This is a genomic window from Nonomuraea sp. NPDC050451, from assembly GCF_044458585.1.
The window spans coordinates 258,787-280,267 of record NZ_JBITHZ010000010.1 but is presented as its reverse complement, the minus strand read 5'-3'; the positions used below and the strand labels follow the sequence as shown (position 1 = coordinate 280,267).

The 21,481-nt window shown below is 72.4% G+C and carries 12 protein-coding genes; 8 read left to right on the top strand and 4 right to left on the bottom strand.

All coding sequences use genetic code 11. The features are described 5' to 3' along the window. Positions 1–29 precede the first annotated feature (29 nt). The 4 genes from ACIBI9_RS29925 (at position 30) to ACIBI9_RS29910 (ending at position 2,724) form a co-directional block, all read left to right on the top strand. Positions 30–815 carry a class II aldolase/adducin family protein gene (locus ACIBI9_RS29925; protein WP_397226556.1) on the top strand — a complete coding sequence of 262 codons (786 nt, stop codon included), beginning with the start codon at positions 30–32 and terminating at the stop codon, positions 813–815. Then, a complete protein-coding gene (locus ACIBI9_RS29920; protein ID WP_397226554.1) occupies positions 802–1,530 on the top strand; it encodes an alpha/beta fold hydrolase in 729 nt (242 codons plus the stop codon). Before ACIBI9_RS29925 ends, ACIBI9_RS29920 begins: the two co-directional genes overlap by 14 nt. After that, positions 1,527–1,964, top strand: a complete 438-nt coding sequence (locus ACIBI9_RS29915) for a RidA family protein (RefSeq protein ID WP_397226552.1) — start codon at positions 1,527–1,529, stop codon at positions 1,962–1,964. The genes ACIBI9_RS29920 and ACIBI9_RS29915 overlap by 4 nt, the downstream gene beginning before the upstream one ends. A gap of 67 nt (positions 1,965–2,031) precedes the next feature. Further along, positions 2,032–2,724, top strand: a complete 693-nt coding sequence (locus ACIBI9_RS29910) for a hypothetical protein (protein WP_397226550.1) — start codon at positions 2,032–2,034, stop codon at positions 2,722–2,724. 7 nt (positions 2,725–2,731) lie between these two features. Here the strand turns inward: ACIBI9_RS29910 and ACIBI9_RS29905 are convergent, their stop codons facing one another. Further along, entirely contained in the window at positions 2,732–3,328 is a 597-nt protein-coding gene (locus ACIBI9_RS29905; protein WP_397226548.1) for a TetR/AcrR family transcriptional regulator, read from the bottom strand. Between the two features lie 114 nt (positions 3,329–3,442). On the opposite strand from ACIBI9_RS29905, the gene ACIBI9_RS29900 reads away from it, so the two are divergent. Together ACIBI9_RS29900 and ACIBI9_RS29895 are read left to right on the top strand one after the other, a co-directional pair. Next, a complete protein-coding gene (locus ACIBI9_RS29900; protein WP_397226546.1) occupies positions 3,443–4,645 on the top strand; it encodes a cytochrome P450 in 1,203 nt (400 codons plus the stop codon). Positions 4,646–4,723: 78 nt separating this feature from the next. Beyond that, positions 4,724–5,623, top strand: a complete 900-nt coding sequence (locus ACIBI9_RS29895) for a CHRD domain-containing protein (RefSeq protein WP_397226544.1) — start codon at positions 4,724–4,726, stop codon at positions 5,621–5,623. On the opposite strand, the gene ACIBI9_RS29890 is transcribed toward ACIBI9_RS29895, so the two are convergent. From ACIBI9_RS29890 to ACIBI9_RS29880, 3 genes are all read right to left on the bottom strand, one after another. Beyond that, the gene (locus tag ACIBI9_RS29890) at positions 5,605–6,429 is read right to left on the bottom strand and encodes a tetratricopeptide repeat protein (protein WP_397226542.1); all 825 of its coding nucleotides are present in this window, start codon (positions 6,427–6,429) and stop codon (positions 5,605–5,607) included. The genes ACIBI9_RS29895 and ACIBI9_RS29890 overlap by 19 nt on opposite strands. Before the next feature lie 77 nt (positions 6,430–6,506). Beyond that, complete coding sequence (locus ACIBI9_RS29885; RefSeq protein ID WP_397226540.1) at positions 6,507–6,854, bottom strand: ArsR/SmtB family transcription factor; 348 nt, start codon at positions 6,852–6,854, stop codon at positions 6,507–6,509. 61 nt (positions 6,855–6,915) lie between these two features. Further along, a complete protein-coding gene (locus ACIBI9_RS29880) occupies positions 6,916–7,107 on the bottom strand; it encodes a hypothetical protein (RefSeq protein WP_397226538.1) in 192 nt (63 codons plus the stop codon). A 108-nt stretch (positions 7,108–7,215) separates the two neighbouring features. On the opposite strand from ACIBI9_RS29880, the gene ACIBI9_RS29875 reads away from it, so the two are divergent. Both ACIBI9_RS29875 and ACIBI9_RS29870 read left to right on the top strand, forming a co-directional pair. After that, positions 7,216–11,937, top strand: coding sequence for an amino acid adenylation domain-containing protein (locus tag ACIBI9_RS29875; RefSeq protein ID WP_397226536.1), 4,722 nt, complete (start codon positions 7,216–7,218; stop codon positions 11,935–11,937). Beyond that, positions 11,934–21,452: an amino acid adenylation domain-containing protein gene (locus tag ACIBI9_RS29870; protein WP_397226534.1), complete on the top strand. Its 9,519-nt coding sequence runs from the start codon at positions 11,934–11,936 to the stop codon at positions 21,450–21,452. Before ACIBI9_RS29875 ends, ACIBI9_RS29870 begins: the two co-directional genes overlap by 4 nt. The last annotated feature ends 29 nt before the right edge of the window (positions 21,453–21,481 follow it).

Genomic DNA, 21,481 nt, shown 5'->3' with positions numbered 1-21,481 from the left:
CTGGGGCACACGTCGAAGGGAACGACATCATGACGATCTCCACACCACCTCCCGAGCTCGACCTCGACGAGGCGCCCACGTACGCGTCGGCCCCCGTCGAGGAGCAGCGGCTGCACCGCAAGCGGCAGCTCGCCGCCGCGTTCCGGATCTTCGCCAGGTACGGCTACGACGAGGGCGTCGCCGGCCACATCACCGCCCGCGACCCGGAGCTGACCGACCACTTCTGGGTGAACCCCTACTCCGTGCACTTCTCCAGGATCAAGGTGAGCGACCTGCTGCTCGTCGACGCGCGGGGCCGGATCGCCCACGGCACGCGGCGCACGAACAAGGCCGCGTTCTGGATCCACTCCTCCGTCCACGACGCCCGCCCCGACGTGGTGGCCGTCGCCCACGCGCACACGATCCACGGCCGGGCCTGGGCGGCGCTGGACCGGCCGCTGGACCCGATCGTGCAGGAGTCGTGCGCGTTCTGGCGCGATCACGTGCTCTTCGACGAATATCGCGGGCTGGTGCTGGAGCGGGACGAGGGCGAGCGGATCGCCGCCCGGCTGGGCTCGGCGCGGGCCGCGATCCTGCGCCATCACGGCCTGCTGACGGTCGGCCGCACCGTGGAGGAGGCCGCCTGGTGGTTCATCGCGATGAACCGCGCCTGCGAGATGCAGCTCCTGGCCGAGGCCGCCGGCACGCCGCGGATCATGACGGAGGAGGAGGCCGAGGTGGCGCACCGCCAGTTCGGCAGCGCGAACATGGCGCGCAACAACTTCCAGCTCCTGTCGTCCCTGATCTTCGAGGAGGAGCCCGATGTCCTCGACTGACTCGCGCCGGACGTACGTGCTGGTCCACGGCTCGTGGGCGGGCGGCTGGATCTGGTCCCGGCTGATCCCGCTGCTGAAGGCGGCAGGGCACGAGGCGCACGCGCCCACGCTGTCCGGGCTGGCCGAGCGGGGCGACGACCCGCGCGGCGCGGAGATCGGGCTGTCGGCGCACATCGACGACCTGCTCGGCTACCTGGAGCGCGCGGACCTGGAGCGGGTCACGCTGGTCGGCCACAGCTACGGCGGCATGGTGATCACCGGGGTGGCCGGGCGGGCGCCCGAGCGGGTGTCCGCGCTGGTCTACCTCGACGCCTTCGTGCCCGAGCCCGGCCAGTCCTGCTTCGACCTGGTGCCGTGGCTGCCCGAGGTGTTCGCCGAGCTGTCCGCGGACGGCGCAGGCGGGGTCGCGCTGCCGCTCGACCCGGCCGCGCTGGGCGTGGACGACCCCGGCGACGCCGGCTGGCTGCGCGCCTGCTCCACCCCGATGCCGGTGCGCACGCACAGCGAGCCCCTGCCCGGCCCGGCCCGCCCCGAGAGCGTGCCGGCCATGTTCGTACGCTGCCTGCGCTTCGAGGCGTTCGCGGGCACCGCCGACGCGTTCCGATCCCTCGGCCGCCCCGTCGCCGAGCTGGACTGCCACCACTACGCCCAGGTGAGCCGCCCAGCGGAGCTGGCCGACCTGCTGCTCACCGCCCGGACGGAGACGATCGCGTGACCTTCCTTCAGCGGGTCGACCCGCCCGCCCTGTGCCCGCCGGTGCAGAACCTCTACTCCCAGGTGGTGATCGCCCCGGCCGGGCGCACCGCTTACATCGCCGGGCAGGTCGCGCTGGACGCCTCCGGCGAGCTGGTCGGCCCCGGCGACCACGCCGCGCAGGCCTGGCAGGCGTTCCGCAACGTCAAGCTGGCCCTGGAGGGCGCCGGCGCCACCCCCTCCGACCTGGTCCGGCACAACATCTACGTCGTCGGCCACCGGCCCGAGCTGGTGCCGGTCATCTTCGAAGCCGCACGGGAGGCCTATGGCGACCCCTGGCCGATGGCCGCCAGCACCCTGCTCGGCGTCGAGGCCCTCGGCCTGCCCGGCTGGCTGATCGAGGTGGAGGCCACCGCCCTGCTGCCCCCCGCGAAAGTTTCACCCGGGGTTGACTGAAGGAGTCAAACTGTCTTTAGTTTGGATGGCAGCCAAACTAAACACAGGTAGGCAGAAGGGATCCAGCATGCGCAAGATCGCGCGTTCAGCCGTCCCCGTTTGCGTACTGGCGATCGTCGCCGTCCTCTTCGCCCCGCCCGCGCTGGCCGCCACCTGGTCCTCCACCGACCGGTGGGGCACCTGGTCCAACGGCGGCTACACGCTCTACAACAACATCTGGGGCAGCGGCGCAGGCCCGCAGACCATCTGGGCGAACTCCTACAGCAACTGGGGCGTGTGGGCCAACCACCCCAACACCGGCGGGGTGAAGTCGTACCCGAACGCCACCAAGTACGTCGGCAAGCGCATCAGCGCCCTGGGCAGCGCCACCAGCAGGTTCAGCGTCACCGTGCCGAACGGCGGCTCGTACGCGACGGCGTACGACATCTGGGACTCCGCCAACGCGTACGAGATCATGCTCTGGATGAACAAGCACGGCGCCGTCGGCCCGCTCGGCTCCCGCCAGACCGGCGCCACGGTGGGCGGCCACAGCTGGGACGTCTACCGCGGCAGCAACGGCGCCAACCAGGTCTTCTCGTTCGTCAGGACCGGCAACACCAACTCCGGCACCGTGGACATCAAGGCGGTGCTCAACTGGCTGCGCACCAACGGCTGGATGGGTGACGTGACGCTCGGCAACGTGCAGTTCGGCTACGAGATCACCTCCTCCAGCGGCGGGATGGACTTCGTCACCAACAGCTTCTCGGTGTCCGCGAGCTGACCGCCCCCTATGCCTGGGTGTGGTCGTCTCCGCGGTAGACGGCCATCAGCAGCGGGCGGGTCAGGGCGGCCATCTCGGCGGGCGATCGCGGGCAGCCGTGCTGGAGCCAGTCGGTGGCGACGCCGATGAGCGCGCCCGCCGTGAACGCGGCGGGCACGTCATGCGGGGTCCGGGCCGTGAAGTCGGTCGGGGCGTCGTCTCCCGTGGCGGCCCGGCGCGCGCCGACGTAGGCCGCGACGGTGGCGTGGCGGCGCACGTGGTCGATGACGCGCGCGCTGCCCTGAGGCCCGAGCACGCTGCGGTAGAGGCCGGCGTGCTCGTCGAGGTGGGCGAAGAAGGTCAGCAGCGTGTCGGGGGCGGCGTCCGGCACCTTCTGGGCACCGGGGTCGGGAATGGCCTCGATCAGGTCGTCGATCATCGTGGTGCACGCCGCCTCGGCCAGCTCGTGCACGTCACGGTAGTGGTCGTAGAACGTGGAGCGGCTCACCCCGGCGCGTTCGGCGACATCGGCGACGCTGATCCGAGACAGGTCGCGGTCCTGGACGAGGTCGATCAGCGTGCGTTGCAGGGCCGCCTGGGTGCGGCGCACCCGCGGGTCGCTCACGTCGCTCTTTCTGTCTCTGGTGAGGGCCACGCCTCAGTGTACTGTGCCCTACATCTGTAGGTTAGCCTACAGATGTAGGGAAGTTTGGAAATGGCACGCTGATTGGGGACAACCGTGACCGCTGGCTCCGCTGAGACGCTCCAGATCACCCGCACCTGCCCGTACGCACCGCCCGAGCAGCACCTTCGCCTCCTGCGTGAGCAGCCGGTAACCGAGGTCATGCTGCCGAGCGGTTCGAGCGCCTGGGTCGCCGCCCGCTATGAGGACATCCGCACGATCCTGAGCGACCCGCGTTTCAGCGCCGACCGCCGCCATCCCAACGCTCCCAGGCTGAGCGGCGAGATGGCGCCCGGCGAGTCGCCGCTGCCCAAGATGATGCTGGAGATGGACCCGCCCGAGCACGGTCCGGTGCGACGCGCCGTGATCGGGGAGTTCACCCTCAGGCGCATCGCGGCCCTGCGGCCGCGCATCCAGCAGATCGTGGACGAGCACCTCGACGCCATCCTGGACGGCCCGCGCCCGGTCGACCTGGTGCGGGCGTTCGCCCTGCCGGTGCCCTCGCTGGTGATCTGCGAGCTGCTCGGCGTGCCGTACGAGGAGCACGACTTCTTCCAGACGCACTCCGCGCAGTTGCTCAACCGCGCCGCCACGCCGCAGGAGCGCCACCACGCCTCCTTCGAGCTGGCCGTCTACCTGGACAAGCTGATCAGGGCCAAGGAGGAGGACCCGACCGACGACCTGCTCGGCCGCCAGGTGGTCAAGCAGCGCGAGAGCGGCGAGGTGGACCATGGCGCGCTGCTCAGCCTGGCGTTCCTGCTGCTGATTGCCGGGCACGAGACCACGGCGAACATGATCTCGCTGGGCACGTACATGCTGCTGCGGCACCCCGACACGCTCGCCGCGCTGCGCGAGGACCCGAGCAAGACGCCGGGCGCGGTCGAGGAGCTGCTGCGGCACTTCACCATCGCCGAGTTCGCGATCATGCGGGTGGCCACCGAGGACGTGGAGCTCGGCGGCACGGTCATCCCCGCGGGGGCGGGCGTGCTGACGCTGGCCAACGCCGGCAACCGCGACCCGGAGGTGTTCGCGGACGCCGACGCGTTCGACATCGAGCGCGACGCCCGCAGCCACCTGGCGTTCGGTTACGGCCCGCACCAGTGCCTGGGCCAGAACCTCGCCCGCGTGGAGCTGGAGATCGTCTTCGACTCGCTGTTCAGGCGGATCCCCGGCCTGCGGCTGGCCGTGCCGGCCGAGCAGCTCTCGTTCAAGGACGAGGCCAGCGTCTACGGGATGCACGAGCTGCCCGTCACCTGGTGACGCCGTCCCGTTGAACCAAGTTCATGAATCGGCCCGTACCTCCCATGAGTAAGCAATCACCTAACCAAGGGCCGATTCATGAACAAGCGCACCCTCGTTCTTCCTGGCCTGGCCATCACCACCGCACTGGTCGCCGCTCCCGTGCCACCGGCCGCCGCGCAGACCAGCACCCCCATCTACCTGGCCGCCAGCCTCGCCGGGAAGAACGAAGTACCGGCCGCCGGCACCAAGGCCGGCGATGACGACGGCAGCGCCTTGGCCGTTTTCCGCATCCACGGCCACCGCGTCGACTACGCCGTCCGCTGGAGCAACGTCAACGCCCCCAGCGGCTTCCACATCCACAAAGGCAACGCCGGCCAGAACGGCGAGGTCAAGATCCCCTTCGTCACCACCGCCCTGCCCGCCCAGCTGCACGCCGTCAAGGGCACCGTCATCGTCAAGGATCTCAACCTCCTCGGCCGCATCCTCAACAACCCGCAGGGCTGGTACGCCAACCTCCACAACGCCGAGTTCGCCGGCGGCGCCGTGCGGGCCCAGCTCCACCGCATCCGCCCCGTCGCCCTGGAGACCGTCCTGGCCCACGGCTTCGGCCGCACCCTGACCACCCTCGCCGACGGCAAGCAGGAGATCCCCGCCCCCAACACCAAGGTCGGCGACCACAACGGCCGCGCCGCCTGGCTCGTCCAGCCCGAAGGCGACCGCGTCTGGTTCGCCGCCACCTGGAAACATGTCGCCACGCCCACCGCCGCCCACATCCACCGCGCCCCCAAGGGCAAGAACGGCCCCGTCGTCGTCCCCTTCTTCGAGGCCAAGGACGGCCTGCCACCCAGCGTCAACGGCCTGGCCGGCAGCGCCCCGACCGACACCGCCACCGCCCGCCGCATCTGGAACAACCCCAAGAACTGGTACACCAACCTGCACAACGCCAAGTTCCCCGGCGGCGCGGTCCGCGGCCAGCTCTACCGGGGCGACTGGTAGCGGGAGCCTCGGCGTCCTCGGCCCGGCGCGGGTGCGCCGGGCCGAGAGGCCGGGCGGATCCGGGACAGGACGTGCTTCTCCCCGCAGCGCTCCGCCCGCTCCGCGGCCCGCGTCAGGTGGGCGTCGGCCTCCCCGTGGTCGCCGCGGTCGGTGGCCACCTGGCCCAGCCCCAGCCAGACCAGCACCGTGAGGCGCTGCCAGGCGTTCCGGCCGCGCGAGGCCACGTCCATGGCCTCGTCGAGGTAGGGCAGGCCCTGGCCGGGACGCCCCTCGGCCAGCTGGATCCGGCCGAGGCCGCGCAGCGCCATGGCCTCCGCGTGGTCGTCGCCGACCTGGGGTGCGGCGTCACGGATCCACAGGTAGCGACGCGTGGCGCCGGCGTGGTCGCCGCGTACGAGCTCCATCGTCGCGCGGGCCTTCCAGAGCTCGACCAGGCCGCGCGTCTCGTCGAGGGAGGTGAAGACCCGCTCGGCCGCGTCGTAGGCGGCGTCGGCCAGGTCGAAGTCGCCGAGGAGGGTGGCGGACAGCGCCTCGGCGCGCCGGTCGCCCGATCGCTTCGCGGCCTCCGCCGCGGTGGTGAGCAGCGTCCGGTACTCGGCCGGTGAGCTCTGCACGGCCGACAGCCAGCAGCCGGTCACGGCGATCGCCCAGCATTCGTCGGACAGCCCCAGCGCGAGCGTCTGCCGCACCAGCCGGGACACCGTCAGCGACTCGGCCTCCAGCCAGCGGACCCCGTGCCGGACGGGGTAGGCCAGGGCGGCCGGGTCCACCCGGCAGGTCTGCTCCCTGCAGCGCACCTCGGCCACGGATCAGGCGGATGCCCGCGCCCTTGCCGGCGGCGCTCCGGTCCCGCCTACGCGTCCTGTTCCGCGGCGCCGGCGCCTCAGGCGCCCAGACCGCGGGCATGTCCCTCGGGGCGGCCCGCTCGCTCGGCAAGGCGCCCCACCAGCACCTGGACCGTGACGACGACGTCCTGATCGTCGATCAGGTAGACCACCCGGCGGCCCTCGCGCCTCGACCGCACGAGGCCGGCCAGCTTCAGCTTGGCCAGGTGCTGGCTGACCGCAGGAAGCGCGCCGCCCGCCCGCTCGGCCAGCCCGGTCACGTCGCATTCGCCCTGCGCCAGCGCCCAGACGATGTGCAGGCGCGGAGGGGACGACAGCAAGCCGAAAGCGGCCGCGGCTTCGTCCAGCACGTCGGCGGGCGGGTCACCGACCTCACCCGTCGCCACCGTCACTCCTCCTCCGGACACAGCTGCCCAGTGTAGGCCGTCACGTGCGCCGGCCGGGCGGTCACGACCTGGCCTGGCCCTCCTCCCGGATGCCCGCACGCAGCCTGGCCGCCTGCTCCTCCAGCCGCCGCGCCTGCTCCTCCAGCGACGGGCCGGTGGCCGGCGGCTCGGCCGGTTCGTCGTCGTGGAGCTTGCCGGCCTCGGCCTTGAGGATCCGCAGGGAGCGCCCGACGACGCGGGCCGAGCACCCCACCCGCGGATCGCATGATCCAGACGGTTGACAGAGATCTAATGACCAGGTCATTCTGTTCGGCGGCCCACCAAAAGGTCCTAAAAAACTCAACAATCGGCAGGCGTGACAATGACGTCAGATGCGTCACCCTTTGCATCTGTTCTGCACCTTTACCAGGAGCAGTTGTGCGCGGCCCCCGAAAGGGTCGCTGTTTCGGCCGGTCAAGAACACCTGACTTACCGGCAGTTAGATCGCCTGGCAAACGGCATCGCCGCCCAGCTGCGTCATCTCACGATGACCGGACAGCGCTGGGTGGCCGTGCTCGCCGGCCGCTCGATCCGGCTGGTCGCGGGGCAGCTCGGCGCGATGAAGGCGGGCGTCGCCTTCGCGCCGATCGACCCGGCCACGCCCGTGGAGCGGATCCATGCCATGCTGGCGGGAGCCGCGGCCGTGATCACGGCGCCGGAGTGGAGATCTCTGGTCCCCGACGGCATCCCGGTGATCGACGCGCCCGCCGAGGCGGACGCCTCACCGCCGCCCGACATCAAGCCCGACGACCTCGCCTACGTCGTCCACACCTCCGGCTCGACGGGGACGCCGAAGGGCGTGCTCGTCCCCCATCGCGCGCTGACCAACCTGATCAGGTGGTCCCACGAGACCTTCGGCCCCGGCGGCCGTGCCCCGCTGCTCACCAGCCCCAACTTCGACCCGTCGGTGTGGGAGATCTGGATGTACCTGAGCGCGGGCACCACGATGGTCATCCCCAGCGAGCGGATCCGGCTCTCGCTACCCGCCCTCCGCGACTGGATCGTGGACCAGGAGCTGACCACCTGCTACGCGCCCACTCCCATCGCCGAGGGCCTGCTCGGCCTGTCCTGGCCGGAGGAGACGAAGCTCGCGACGCTGAGCACCGGCGGCGACCGGCTCACCACCTACCCGAGGCCCGGGCTGCCCTTCCGGCTCGTCAACCTGTACGGCCCGGCCGAATGCGCCGTCAACGCCATCGCCGGCGAGGTGCCCGCCCACGACGGCCAGAGCCGCCCGCCCGCGCTCGGCACGCCACTGCCCGGCGTCACCGTCGACCTCCTCGACGAGGAGATGCGGCCGGTCGACGAGGGCGAGATCCACCTCGGCGGCGTGTGCGTCGGCCTGGGCTACCTCGACCGGCCCGACCTCACGGCCGAGCGATTCGTCCGCGACCGGGACGGGCGGCTCCTCTACCGCACCGGCGACCTGGCCCGCCGCAACCGGGCGGGCGAGATCGAGTTCCTGGGCCGCCTCGACGACCAGGTCAAGATCCGCGGCAACCGGGTGGAGCTCGGCGAGGTCGAGACCGTGCTCGGCCGTCTCGAGGGGGTACGGGCCGCCACCACCGCCGTCCGCGGCCACGAGCTGGTCGCCTACGTCGTGGGCCCGGCGACCGAGCAGGAGGCCCGCGCCCACCTGCGCAGGTTCCTGCCCGACTACATGATCCCCACCGCCTGGGTCTTCCTGGACGAGCTCCCGCTGACCGGCAACGGCAAGGTGGACCGGGCCGCGCTGCCCGACCCCGTCCGCGCGCCCCGCTCGGTCACGCCGCCCGCCACCCCCACCGAGGCGCTGCTCGCCGAGATCTGGCAGGACGTCCTGGACGCCGGGCCGGTCGGCGCCGACGACGACTTCCTGGCGCTGGGCGGCCAGTCGCTGCTGGCGATGCGCATCGCCGCGCGCGCCTTCGAGACCCTGGGCAAGCCGGTCGAGCCCCGGATGCTCTTCGAACATCCCGCGCTCGCCGCGCTCGCCCGCGCGATCGACGGCCTGCCGGAGGCGGCGGCCGTGACGGGGGCCGTGACGGGGGGCGAGGGCGGGATCACGCCCGCGCAGCGCCGGCTCTGGTTCATCGACCAGGTGGCGCCCGGCGCGCAGTACAACGTGCCCATCCTGTTCGCCCTGGACGGCCCCCTCGACACCGGGCGCCTGGAGAACGCGATCAACGAGATCGTGCGCAGGCATCCGCCCCTGCGCACCCGCTACGAAGAGCGCGACGGCGAGCCGGTGCCCGTGGTCGACGAAGCGGCGCCCGTGCGGATGAAGGTCATGGACGCCACCCCGCGTGGCGCGCACGCCCTGGCGCTGCACCACGCGCGTGACCCCTTCGACCTGCGCAACGGCCCCGTGCTGCGGGCGCTGCTGCTCCGGCTCGCCGACGACCGGCACCACCTGCTGGTGACCGTCCACCACATCGCCTTCGACGGCTGGTCGGCCGGGGTCTTCCTGGACGAGCTGGCGCGGCTCTACGCCGGGGAGAGCCTGCCTGCGGCGGCCGGGCCGTACCGGCGCAGGCAGGGCCTGGACGGCCTGCCGTACTGGAGGAAGGTCCTGGACTCGCCGCCCGAGCGGCTGGGGCTGCCCGCGGACCGCCCGGGATCGGCCCCGGGAGCGGCAGGGCCGTCGCGGCGCGGCGCCCGGGTCCGGGCCACGCTGCCGGACGGGCTGCTCACCGAGCTCGAGTCGCTGGGCAGGCGCGCCCAGGCCAGCCCGTTCATGGTGCTGTTCGCGGCCTTCCAGGCGCTGCTGCACCGCTACAGCGGCCAGGACGACATCGTGACGGGCGTGCCGTTCTCCGGCAGGGAGACGCCGGGCGCGGACTCGATGATCGGCTTCTACGTGGAGACGCTGCCGATCAGGACCGGTCTGGACGGCGACCCGACCTTCGAGCGCCTGCTGGCGCAGGTGCGGGCGACGGTCCTGGCCACGCCTTCGGACGTGCCGCTCGAGGAGATCGTACGGGAGCTGTGTCCCGACGGCCGGCCGCCCTTCGACGTGATGTTCGCGATGCAGGAGCCGGCGGACGCCAGGCGGGGCGACGGGGTGACCTTCCGGATCCTCGAGGAGGTCGAGAACGGCGGCGCCAAGGCCGACCTGGTGCTCTACGCCGAAGGGCGGGAGATGAGCCTGGAGTTCGCCACCGACCTGTTCGAGCGCGCCACCGCGGAGCGGCTGCTGGGCCACTACGTGCGCGTCCTGGAGCAGGTGGCGGCCGACCCGTCGGCACCGCTCTCCGCGCTGCTCGCCCGCGAGCACGAGCCGCCCGGCCGGGGCCCCGACCAGTGCCTGCACCGGCTCTTCGAACAGCAGGCCGACCGGACGCCCGACGCGGTCGCCGTCGAGTTCGAGGGCGCCGCCCTCACGTACGCCGAGCTCGACCGGCGGGCCAACAGGCTGGCCCACCTGCTGCGCGGGCTGGGGGTGGGCCCGGAGGTGCCGGTCGCCCTGCACGTACGGCGCTCGCTCGACCTGCCCGTGGCCCTGCTGGGGATCCTGAAGTCGGGCGGCGCGTACGTACCGCTCGACCCCTCCTACCCCGAGGGACGCCTCACCCAGGTGCTCGGCCGCGTCGACACCCCGGTCCTGGTGACGCACCGGGCGCTGGCCGGCGGCCTGCCGCACGAGCGGCCCGTGCACGTCGACACCGACCTCGACGGACAGCCCGAACACCGGCCGGACAGCGGCGTCACGCCGGACGACCTGGCCTACATCCTGTTCACCTCGGGCTCGACCGGACAGCCCAAGGGCGTGGCGATGCCGCACCGCCCGGTCGCCAACCTCATGGCCTGGCACAGCGGCGCCTACCGGAGCCTGCAGTTCACCGCGCTCGGCTTCGACGTCTCGGTGCAGGAGATCTTCAGCACCTGGGCGTACGGCGGGACGCTGGTCATGGTCAGCGACGAGGTGCGGCGCGACCCGGCCGCCCTGCTCGACCACATCGCCCGGACCCGCGTGGAGCGGATCTTCCTGCCCTTCGTGGCGCTGCAGTCGCTGGCCGGCGCAGGAGTCGAACCGCCCGCCACGCTGCGCGAGGTGATCACCGCGGGCGAGCAGCTCCAGGTCACCCCGCAGCTCGAGCGGTTCGTCAAGCCGTGGATGACGCTGCACAACCAGTACGGGCCGACCGAGGGCGCGATCATCGACATCGCCCACACGCTCACCGGCCCTCCGGCGGACTGGCCCCGGCTGCCGCCCATCGGCGAACCCGTCACCGGCGTCCAGGCGCTGATCCTGAACCGCCTGGGCCACGAGGCGCCCGACGGCGTCCCCGGCGAGCTGCACCTCGGCGGCGCCTGCCTGGCCAGGGGCTATCACGGCCAGCCCGAACTCACGGAAGAACGTTTCATCACCTGGCGGGACGGGCGCCGGCTCTACCGGACCGGTGACCTGGCCCGCCGCAACGAGGCCGGGGAGATCGAGTTCCTGGGCCGCGCGGACGACCAGGTCAAGATCCGCGGCTACCGGGTCGAGCCCGGCGAGATCGCCGCGGTGCTGGCCGGGCATCCGGCCGTGCGCGAGGCGTTCGTCATGGTCGTGGAGGGCAGGCTGGTGGCCTACGTGGTCGCCGACGGGACTCCCGAGCTACGCCCCTACCTGGCCGGACGGCTGCCCGAGTACATGGTGCCGAGCACGTTCGTCGCGCTGGACGCCCTGCCGGTGAACCCTTCGGGCAAGGTGGACCGGCACGCCCTGCCGGCCCCCGGCCAGAGCGTGCGGACCGTCGCGGCGCCGGTCACCCCGGTCGAGCAGACCATCGCCGCCATCTGGCAGGAGGTGCTGGGCGGGGAGGTCGGGCGGCACGACAACCTCTTCGAGCTGGGCGGCCACTCGCTCAACGCGACCCAGATCGCCTCCCGGTTGCAGGAGGCGCTGGACGTGCGCGTGCCGCTGCGGACCCTCTTCGCCCACCCGACCGTCGCCGAGCTCGCCGCCCAGCTCGCGTCGCCGGACGTGGAGGCGGCCGCCGAGCTCTATCTCATGGTCGCCGCGTATTCAGATGACGAGGCCGAGGCCCTGCTGCGGTCGATGGAAGGTGACGAATGAGCCTGTCAGCCCAGCAGCGCCAGCTCCTGGAAGCGTTACGGAAGAAGAAACAGCAGCAGGCCGAGCGGCCCAGGCCGGACCGGCTGCCGATGTCCTTCACGCAGCTCCGCGCCTGGTACCTGGACCGGATGGCCCCGGGCGCCGCGCACTACCTCATACCGCTCGCCTTCCGCGTCGAAGGCCCGCTCGACCGCGACGCGCTGCACCGCGCGCTGAACGCCCTGGTGGCCAGGCACGAGAGCCTGCGCACCACGTTCGCCATGGACGAGGACGGCCCGTACCAGATCGTGGCCGACTCATTGGCGATCGACCTGGCGGACGCCGCGGACGGCACGCCGATGGACCTGACCACCGGCCCGCTCATCCGCGCGCACCTGGAGCGCGAAGGCGCGGACCGGCACGTCCTGCACCTCACGCTCCACCACATCGTCGCCGACGCCTGGTCGCTGGACGTGCTGCGCCGGGAGCTCGGCGCGCTCTACAACGGTGAGGAGCTGCCGGCGCTGTCCCGGCAGTACCCCGACTACGCGATCTGGCAGCGGGAGCACGACTACGGCCGGGACCTGGACTTCTGGCGGGAGACGCTGGCGGGTGCGCCGCCGGTCACCGAGCTGCCGGCGGACCTGCCCCGGCCGGCCGTCCAGACGTACGCGGGCGCCGAGCTGCCCTTCTCCCTCGACCTCCCGCGCGAGGAGTTCAAGGCGTACTGCCGGAGCCTGGGCGCCACCCCCTACATGGTGCTGTTCGCGGCCTATCTGGTGGTGCTCTCCCGGCGCTCGGGCGGGCGGGACCTGGTGGTGGGCACGCCCATCGCCAACCGGGACAAGGTCGAGTTCGAGGGCCTGATCGGGTTCTTCACCAACACCCTGGCCATCCGCGCCGACCTGTCGGGCGACCCGTCGTTCGCCGAGGTGGTCGAGCGGGTCAAGGACGCGGTGCTCGACGCCCACGACCACCAGGGGATGCCCTTCGAACGGCTGGTGGAGGAGCTCAACCCGGAGCGCCGCCTGGACCGCAGCCCGGTGTTCCAGACGATGTTCAACATGTTGCCCGAGGCCACGGCGGCGCTGGAGCTGGACGGGCTGACGGTCACCCCGGTGGAGATCCCCGAGCGCACGGCCAAGTTCGACCTGACCGTGGGCGTCCGCGAGACCCTGGACGGGCTCGTGGAGTACAACACGGACCTGTTCCACGCGGGCACGATCCGCGATCTGGTGGCCGACCTCCGGCGGGTGCTTGCCCGGGCAATGGGCGGGGCGATGGCCGGGGACGAGGCGCCCGGCGAGATGCCGCGTCACCAGATCTCCCAGCTCGTCACCCGGGCCTGGCGCGAGGCGCTGGGCAGCGACGCCTTCGGCCCCGACGACAACTTCTTCGACGTGGGCGGCCACTCGCTGCTGGTCCTGCAGGTGCACGAGCGGCTGCGCAAGCGGTTCAGCCTGACGGTCACCGACCTGTTCAGGTACCCGACGATCGCCTCGCTGACGGCCTACCTGAGCCCCGACGCGCCGGCGCCGGCGGCGGCGGTCGCGACCACCGCGCCCGCCGACGGCGCGCTCGCCATCGTCGGCATCGCCTGCCGCTTCCCCGGTGCCACCGGGCCCGAGGAGTTCTGGGCGGCGATCCGCGACGGCGTGGAAGCCGTACAGGACTTCACCGACGAGGAGCTGCTCGCCGACGGCGAGGACCCCGACCGGCTGGCGGACCCCGCCTACGTCAGGGCGGGGACGGTGCTGGACGGCATCGACCTGTTCGACGCCACGCTGTTCGAGTTCACCCCGCGCGAGGCCGAGATCCTCGACCCGCAGCAGCGCCTGTTCCTGGAGACCGCCTGGGAGGCGCTGGAGGACGCGGGCTGCGACCCCGCCCGCCACCCCGGGCGCATCGGCGTCTTCGCCGGTTCGGCGATGAGCAGCTACTACATCGAGAACCTGCTGGCCGCGCCCGACGTGCTCAAGGCCGTGGGCGAGTACCAGGTCATGCTCAGCAACGACAAGGACTCCCTGCCGACCAGGACCTCGTACAAGCTCGACCTGCGCGGGCCGAGCGTCAGCGTCAACAGCGCCTGCTCCACCTCGCTGGTCGCGCTCCACCTGGCCAGGCAGAGCCTGATCGCGGGCGACTGCGATCTCGCGCTGGCCGGGGCGGTACGGGTGAACGCCTGGAGCCGCCGCGGCTACCTCTACCAGAGCGGCGGCATCGGCTCGCCGGACGGCCACTGCCGGCCCTTCGACGCCGAGGCCCAGGGCACGATCGGCGCCAGCGGCGTGGGCGTCGTCGTGCTGAAGCGGCTGGAGGACGCCCTCGCCGCGGGCGACCCCATCCACGCCGTCGTACGCGGCTCCGCGGTCAACAACGACGGCACCAGGAAGATCGGCTACACCGCGCCGGCCGTGGACGGGCAGGCCGAGGTCATCACCGCGGCGCTGGCCTCGGCCGGCGTCGACCCCGGCACGATCGGCTACGTCGAGGCGCACGGCACGGGCACCGCGCTCGGCGATCCCATCGAGGTCGCGGCGCTCTCCCAGGTCTTCACCGGGGATCGGCCGATCGCGCTGGGCTCCGTCAAGTCCAACATCGGCCACGCCGACGCCGCCGCCGGGATGGCCGGGCTGATCAAGACCGTGCTGGCGCTCAAGCACCGCACGCTGCCGCCCACGGTCAACTTCGCGACGCCCAACCCGCGCGTCGACTTCAGCCCGTTCTACGTGCCCACCGCCAGCGCGGAATGGCCGCAGGGCCCTGGGCCGCGCAGGGCGGGCGTCAGCGCGTTCGGGATGGGCGGCACCAACGCCCACGTGGTGCTGGAGGAGGCGCCCGAGCAGCCCGCCGCCCAGCCGGCGAACGGCCCGCACCTGCTCGTCATGTCGGCCGCCGGCGAGTCGGCGCTGACGCAGACGGCCACGCGGCTGCGCGCCCACCTGGCCGCGCACCCGGATGCGGACCTGGGCGAGGTCGCCGCCACCCTCCGGCACGGTCGCCGCCAGCTGCGGCACCGCGGCGTCCTGGTCGCCGAGGACCACCGGTCGGCACAGGACGCCGAGCTCATCACGGGCGAGTCACGCCCGCGCGAGATCGCCTTCCTCTTCCCCGGCCAGGGCGCGCAACGCCGCGGCATGGGCGCGGGCCTGTACCGATCGGACAGCGTCTTCCGCGCCACCGTCGACGCCTGCTCCGGCCTCCTCGAGCCGCACCTCGGCCTCGACCTGCGCGAGGTCCTGTACGGCGACGCCGGCGATCTCGACCAGACCTGGCTCACCCAGCCCGCGCTCTTCGTCACCGAGTACGCGCTCGCCCGCACGCTGATCGAGCGCGGGGTCCGCCCGGCGATGATGGCCGGGCACAGCATCGGCGAGTACGTCGCCGCCTGCCTGGCCGGGGTCTTCACCCTGGAGGACGCCCTGCGCCTGGTCGCCGCCCGCGGCCGCCTGGTGCAGAGCCTGCCCCCCGGTTCGATGCTGGCCGTGCCGCTGCCCGAGTCGGAGGTCGGCGACCTGCTCGGCGAGGACATTTCGCTGGCGGCGGTCAACGCCCCCGAGCTGTGCGTCCTGGCCGGCCCGGAGCAGGCCGTCGCCGAGCTGGAGCGGCGGCTGGTGGAGCAGGGCGTCGCCTGCCGCGCGCTGCGCACGTCCCACGCCTTCCACTCCGCCATGCTGGATCCGGTGCTCGGCGCCTTCGCCGCCGAGGTCGCCTCGGTGCAACTGGGCACGCCGGACCTGCCGTACCTGTCCAACGTCACGGGCGGCTGGGTGTCCGGCGCCGAGACCAAGGACCCCGCCTACTGGGTGCGCCACCTGCGGGAGACCGTGCGGTTCGCCGACTGCGCCGGCGCCCTGGTGGCGGCCGACGCGGCGGTGATCGAGGCGGGGCCGGGCCGTACGCTGGCCACCCTGGTACGCCGCCAGGGGGGCCAGGCGGCGGTGGCCCCGCTCACCGAGCCGGACGGCGGGCTGTCCGCCCTGCTGGAGGGCATCGGACGGCTGTGGGTGAGCGGTGCCGGCATCGACTGGACGGCGTTCGGCCCGCCGGGCAGGCGGGTGCCGCTGCCCACGTACCCGTTCGAGCGGCGGCGCTACTGGATCGGGCCGCGCGCCCGGCGCTTCGAGATCGCGGCGGCGTCCCCGGCGCCGCTGACGGCGGCCGAGCCGGTGGCGCGGGCGGTCCACGAGCTCGACGCGGTCGCCGCCGCCTGGCAGGACGTGCTCGGCATCGCGCCCGCCGGCCCCCAGGACGACTTCTTCGGCCTGGGCGGCGACTCCCTCGTCGCCACCCAGCTCGCCTCCCGCCTCGGCCTGCCGATCGAGGCGATCTTCGAGCACCCGACGCTGGCCGGCCAGCGCGCGCTCGTCGCCTCCGCGGTCGCCCCCGTGGCGATTCCCGCCGTCGCGTCGGTGGGAGCCCGCGAGGTGATCCCCGTCGTTGAGGATCCCGGTCCCGCGCCCGTCTCGTTCATCCAGCGGCGCATGTGGTTCATCGACCAGGTGCACGGCTCGGCCGCGTACGCCGTGGCCACGGCGCTGGACCTGCGGGGCGAGCTGGACGTCGAGCGGCTGCAGGACGCTCTGCGCGAGCTGGTGCGGCGCCACGAGTCGCTGCGGACCGTCTTCCGCGCCCCGGACGGCGAGCCGGCGCAGGTGGTGCTGCCCGCAGGGGAGGTGCCGCTGCCGGTCGAGGACTGCGACGACGCCGAGCGGGCGCTGAGCCAGGCCGCGGCCGAGCCGTTCGACCTGGCGCACGGCCCGCTGTTCCGGGCCCGGCTGCTGCGGCTCGCCCCGGATCACCATGTCCTGTCGCTCGGCTTCCACCACATCGTCGTGGACGGCTGGTCGATCACCCTGCTGCGGACCGAGCTGGCCGCGCTGTACAACGGCGAGACGCTCCCCGAGCAGCGGGTCAGGTACCGCGACTACGCGCGCTGGCAGCGAGAGCAGGTCGCCGACGTCGGCTTCTGGAAGGAGCGGCTGCGCGGCATCCCGCACAGCCTGGACCTGCCCACGGACCGGCCGCGCCCGCCGATGCAGACCTTCGAGGGGGCGGTCGCCACCCACGCGCTCCCCGCGGAGCTGGCCGAGGGACTGCGGAAGCTGAGCCAGGAGCGCGGCGCCACGCTGTACATGACCCTGCTGGCCGCGCTCCACACGCTGCTGTACCGCTACAGCGGCCAGGAGGACATCTGCGTCGGCTCGCCGGTGGCGGGGCGCACCCGCCCCGAGTTCGAGGGCATCGCGGGCTGCTTCATCAACACCCTGGTCATGCGGGCCTCGATGGACGGCTACATGCCGTACACGCAGCTCCTGGCGCAGGTGCGCGAGTACGCCCTGGGCGCGTACGCCCATCAGGACGTGCCGTTCGAGCAGCTGGTGGAGGAGCTCAACCCGCCCAGGGACCTGTCGCGCAACCCGCTCTTCCAGGTGCTGTTCAACCTGCTCAACCTGCCCCAGAGCGACCTGGGCATGGCCGGGCTGGCCGTGGAGGAGCTGGCTGTGGAGGCCGGCACCGCCCAGGTGGACCTGGTGCTCTACGTCTACGAGCAGGGCGACGAGCTGCTGTGCCGGCTGGAGTACAACACCTCGCTCTACGACGCCGGCACCGCCCGGCGGCTGCTGCGGCACTACGAGACCCTGCTCTCCGCCATCGCCGCGGCGCCCGATACCCCGCTGTCCGGCCTGGTCTTCCTCACCGGCGAGGAGCTGGCCGAGCAGCTGGCCAGCGAGGACGTCGCGGTGCCCGACCTGTGCATCCACGAGCTGGTGGAGGCCCAGGCCGACCGGACGCCCGACGCCGTGGCCGTCACCTTCGAGGGCGTCTCGATGACGTACCGGGAGCTGGACGAGCGGGCCAACCGGGTCGCCCGGCGCCTGCGGGCGGCGGGCACGGGGCCCGAGACGCTGGTGGGCGTCGCGATGGAGCGGTCGGCCACGATGCTGGTCGTCCTGCTCGGCGTGCTGAAGGCGGGTGGCGCGTACGTGCCGCTCGACCCGATGTACCCGCAGGAGCGCCAGGACTACATCCTGGACCACTCCGGCATCGGCGTCCTGGTCACCGAGCGCGAGCTGGCCGGGCGCTACACCGGCTACCAGGGCGAGCTGATCCTCACCGACGAGGGCTTCCCGGAAGAGAGCCCGGAACGGCTGCCCGCGCTGGCCACCCAGCAGAACCCCTGCTACGTCCTGTACACCTCCGGCTCGACCGGGCGGCCCAAGGGCGTGCGCGTCCAGCACTCCTCGGTGGTCAACTTCCTCATCTCGATGAGCCGCGAGCCCGGCCTGACCGGCCAGGACACGCTCCTGGCCGTCACGACGTTCGCGTTCGACATCTCGGTGCTGGAGCTGTTCCTGCCGCTCACGGTCGGCGCCCGCGTGGTGATCGCGAGCCGCGAGGCGGCCTACGACCCGGTGAGCCTGGCCGCCCTGCTGGAGGACGCGACGGTCATGCAGGCCACCCCGGCCACCTGGCGGCTGCTGCTGTCGGCCGGTTGGGAGGGCAAGCCGGGGCTGAAGGCGCTCTGCGGCGGCGAGGCGCTGCCCGCCGACCTGGCCACCGGCCTGCGCGGGCGGGTGGCCGAGCTGTGGAACATGTACGGGCCCACCGAGACCACGATCTGGTCCACCCTCACCCGCGTCACCGACGGGCCGATCACGATCGGCCACCCGATCGCCAACACCCGGATCCACCTGCTCGACACCGCGATGCAGCTGGTTCCCACCGGCGTGGTCGGCGAGCTCTACATCGGCGGGGCGGGCCTGGCCCGCGACTACCTCCACCAGCCCGAGCTGACCGCCGAACGCTTCGTCACCTGGCAGGACGGCAGCCGGCTGTACCGGACCGGTGACCTCGCCCGCCGCCGGGCCGACGGCTCGATCGAGTTCCTCGGCCGGGCCGACGGGCAGGTGAAGGTCCGCGGCTACCGGATCGAGCTGGGCGAGATCGAGTCGCTCCTGCTGGCGCATCCCGCGGTCCGCGAGGCGGCCGTGGTGGTGCGCGGCTCGGACGAGGACAAGAGCATCGCCGCCTACCTGGCCGCCGACCCTGCTGCCGATACTGGGCATGACTGGCGCGAATACCTGCGGCGCAAGCTGCCCGACTACATGATCCCTTCGGCGTTCGTGCCGCTGGAGGCGCTGCCGCTCACCCCCAACGGCAAGGTGGACCGCAAGGCGCTGCCCGAGCCGGTGAGCCAGGCCCGCGCCGAGGGCGCGGCACCGCGGACTCCGGCCGAGGTCAAGCTGGTCGAGCTCTGGACGGAGATCCTGGGCGTGAAGGGGATCGGGATCGACGACGACTTCTTCGGGCTGGGCGGCGACTCCTTCAAGGCCGTGCGCGCCGTACGGGACTCGGGGATCCAGGCGACCGTGCTGGACCTCTTCAAGAACCCCACGATCCGAGCGTTCGCCACGCTCGACGGCTCATCGCAAAATATCGGCCTCTTGCATGAACTGACGCCTCCGCGCCCGGCGGCCTCGCTGACCCTGGTCTGCCTGCCGTTCGCGGGCGCCGGCGCGATCACTTACCAGCCGCTGGCCGCGGCCCTGCCCGAGCACATCACCATGCTCGCGCTGGAGCCGCCGGGCCACGACACCGGCAACCCCGGCGAACCCGTGCTGTCCTTCCACGAGCTCGTCGAGGGCTGCGTGAAGGAGATCAAGGAGAAGGTCGACGGGCCCCTCGCGCTCTACGGCCACTGCATGGGCGGCGCGCTCACCGTCGAGCTGGCCCGCAGGCTGGAGGAGGAAGGCGTCGAGCCGGTGAAGGTGGTGATCGGCGGGCACTTCCCGGCGCCCCGCCTGCCGGGCAAGGCCTTCGCCTGGTTCCGCAGGACCTTCCCGATGGAGCGGTGGACCTCCAAGCGGCAGGCGCTGGAGTTCCTGCGGGCCATGGGCTTCTTCACCGAGGCGCTGGACCCTCGCGAGCGCGACTTCATCATGGGCGTCTTCCTCCACGACACCCAGGAGGGCGAGGACTACTACACCGAGCTCTACAAGGAGCCCATCAAGAAGCTGTCGGCGCCGCTGGTGTGCGTGGTCGGCGAGAACGACCGCGCCACCGAGCTGTACGAGGAGCGTTTCCGCGAGTGGGAGGCCTTCTCCGACTCGGTGTCGCTGGAGGTCATCCCCAAGGCCGGGCACTACTTCCAGAAGCACCAGGCGCCCGAGCTGGCCGGGATCCTCGGCGGCGACGACCGCTCCGCGGCTCCGCTGCCGCCCCGCTACCAGCAGGCCAGCCTGAAGACGTTCGGCCTGGTGGCCTTCGGCCAGCTGGTGTCGCTGATCGGCACCGGGCTGACCACGTTCGGCCTGGGCCTGTGGGCCTACCAGCAGACGCAGTCGGTCTCGATGTTCGCCCTCGTCTCGGTCATGGCGCTGCTGCCCGCCGTCGTGCTGGCGCCCATCGCCGGAGCGGTGGCGGACCGCTTCAACCGCAGGCTCGTCATGATCGCCGCCGACTCGGCGGCGGGGTGCGCCTCCATCTCGCTGGCCGCCCTGCTCTGGACGGGCGGGCTCCAGCTCTGGCACGTCTACCTCATCGTCGCCGTCGGCGCGGTGTCGACGGCCTTCCACCAGCCCGCCTACATGGCGGCCGTGGCGCAACTGGTGCCCAAACGCTATTACGGCAGAGCCAACGGCCTGACCCAGCTGGGGCAGGCCGCGGGAACCGTGCTGGCGCCGCTGTTGGGCGGCGCGCTCGTAGCCACCGTCGGGCTGAGCGGCATCGTCGTGATCGACCTGTCCACCTTCGCCTTCGCGGTCGTCGTGACGTTGGCGGTCCGTTTCCCGGACACGCTCTTCAAGAAGCGGGAGGAGTCGTTCTGGCGGGAGGTCACCGGCGGCTGGCGCTACATCAGCCGCAGGCACGGGCTGCTGGCGATCATCCTGTTCACGGCGTTCCTGAACTTCCCGTTCGCCATGGTCGAGGTCCTGTCCACGCCGCTGCTGCTCAGCCTCACCGACACCCGCGGCCTGGGCGTGGCGCTCTCGATGACCGGCATCGGGCTCCTGCTGGGCAGCCTGATCATGACGGTGACCGGCGGCCTGGCGCGGCGCACCAACGGCATCCTCGGCTCCTTCATGGCGCTGGGCGTCGCGTTCGCCGTCATCGGGATCGCGCCTCACCCGGCGCTGCCCGCCATCGGGCTCTTCCTCATCGGGCTGCTCACCGCGCTGCTGAACGCGCACTGGTTCGCCATCGTGCAGCAGAAGGTCGGGCTCGACCTGCAGGGCCGGGTCATCGCCACCAACCTGATGCTCAGCTGGGCGCTGGTCCCGGTCGGGTTCCTGCTGGCCGGGCCGCTGGTGGAGCGGGTCTTCGACCCCATCGCCGGCTCCGCGGACGGCCGGGGGATCGCCCTGCTCACCATCGTGGCGGGCGCGGTGACCGTGCTGATCGGGCTGGCGGCCTTCCGCTACCGGCCGGTCCGCTTCCTGGAGGACGAGCTGCCCGACGCGACCCCGGACGCGGTGGTCATCGCCGACAAGGACCTGATCCAGCGGGAGGCCGACAGGCAGCTCGTGGCGTGACCCCTCCCCTCCCCCGGTACGGCGCGTGC

What these genes read in the sequence shown, in the direction of transcription:
- ACIBI9_RS29920 (WP_397226554.1), top strand. Translation starts at nt 802, where the DNA reads ATGTCCTCGACTGACTCGCGCCGGACGTACGTGCTGGTCCACGGCTCG.
- ACIBI9_RS29895 (WP_397226544.1), top strand. Translation starts at nt 4,724, where the DNA reads ATGAACAAGCGCACCCTCGTTCTTCCTGGCCTGGCCATCACCACCGCA.
- ACIBI9_RS29910 (WP_397226550.1), top strand. Translation starts at nt 2,032, where the DNA reads ATGCGCAAGATCGCGCGTTCAGCCGTCCCCGTTTGCGTACTGGCGATC.
- ACIBI9_RS29925 (WP_397226556.1), top strand. Translation starts at nt 30, where the DNA reads ATGACGATCTCCACACCACCTCCCGAGCTCGACCTCGACGAGGCGCCC.
- ACIBI9_RS29870 (WP_397226534.1), top strand. Translation starts at nt 11,934, where the DNA reads ATGAGCCTGTCAGCCCAGCAGCGCCAGCTCCTGGAAGCGTTACGGAAG.
- ACIBI9_RS29875 (WP_397226536.1), top strand. Translation starts at nt 7,216, where the DNA reads ATGACGTCAGATGCGTCACCCTTTGCATCTGTTCTGCACCTTTACCAG.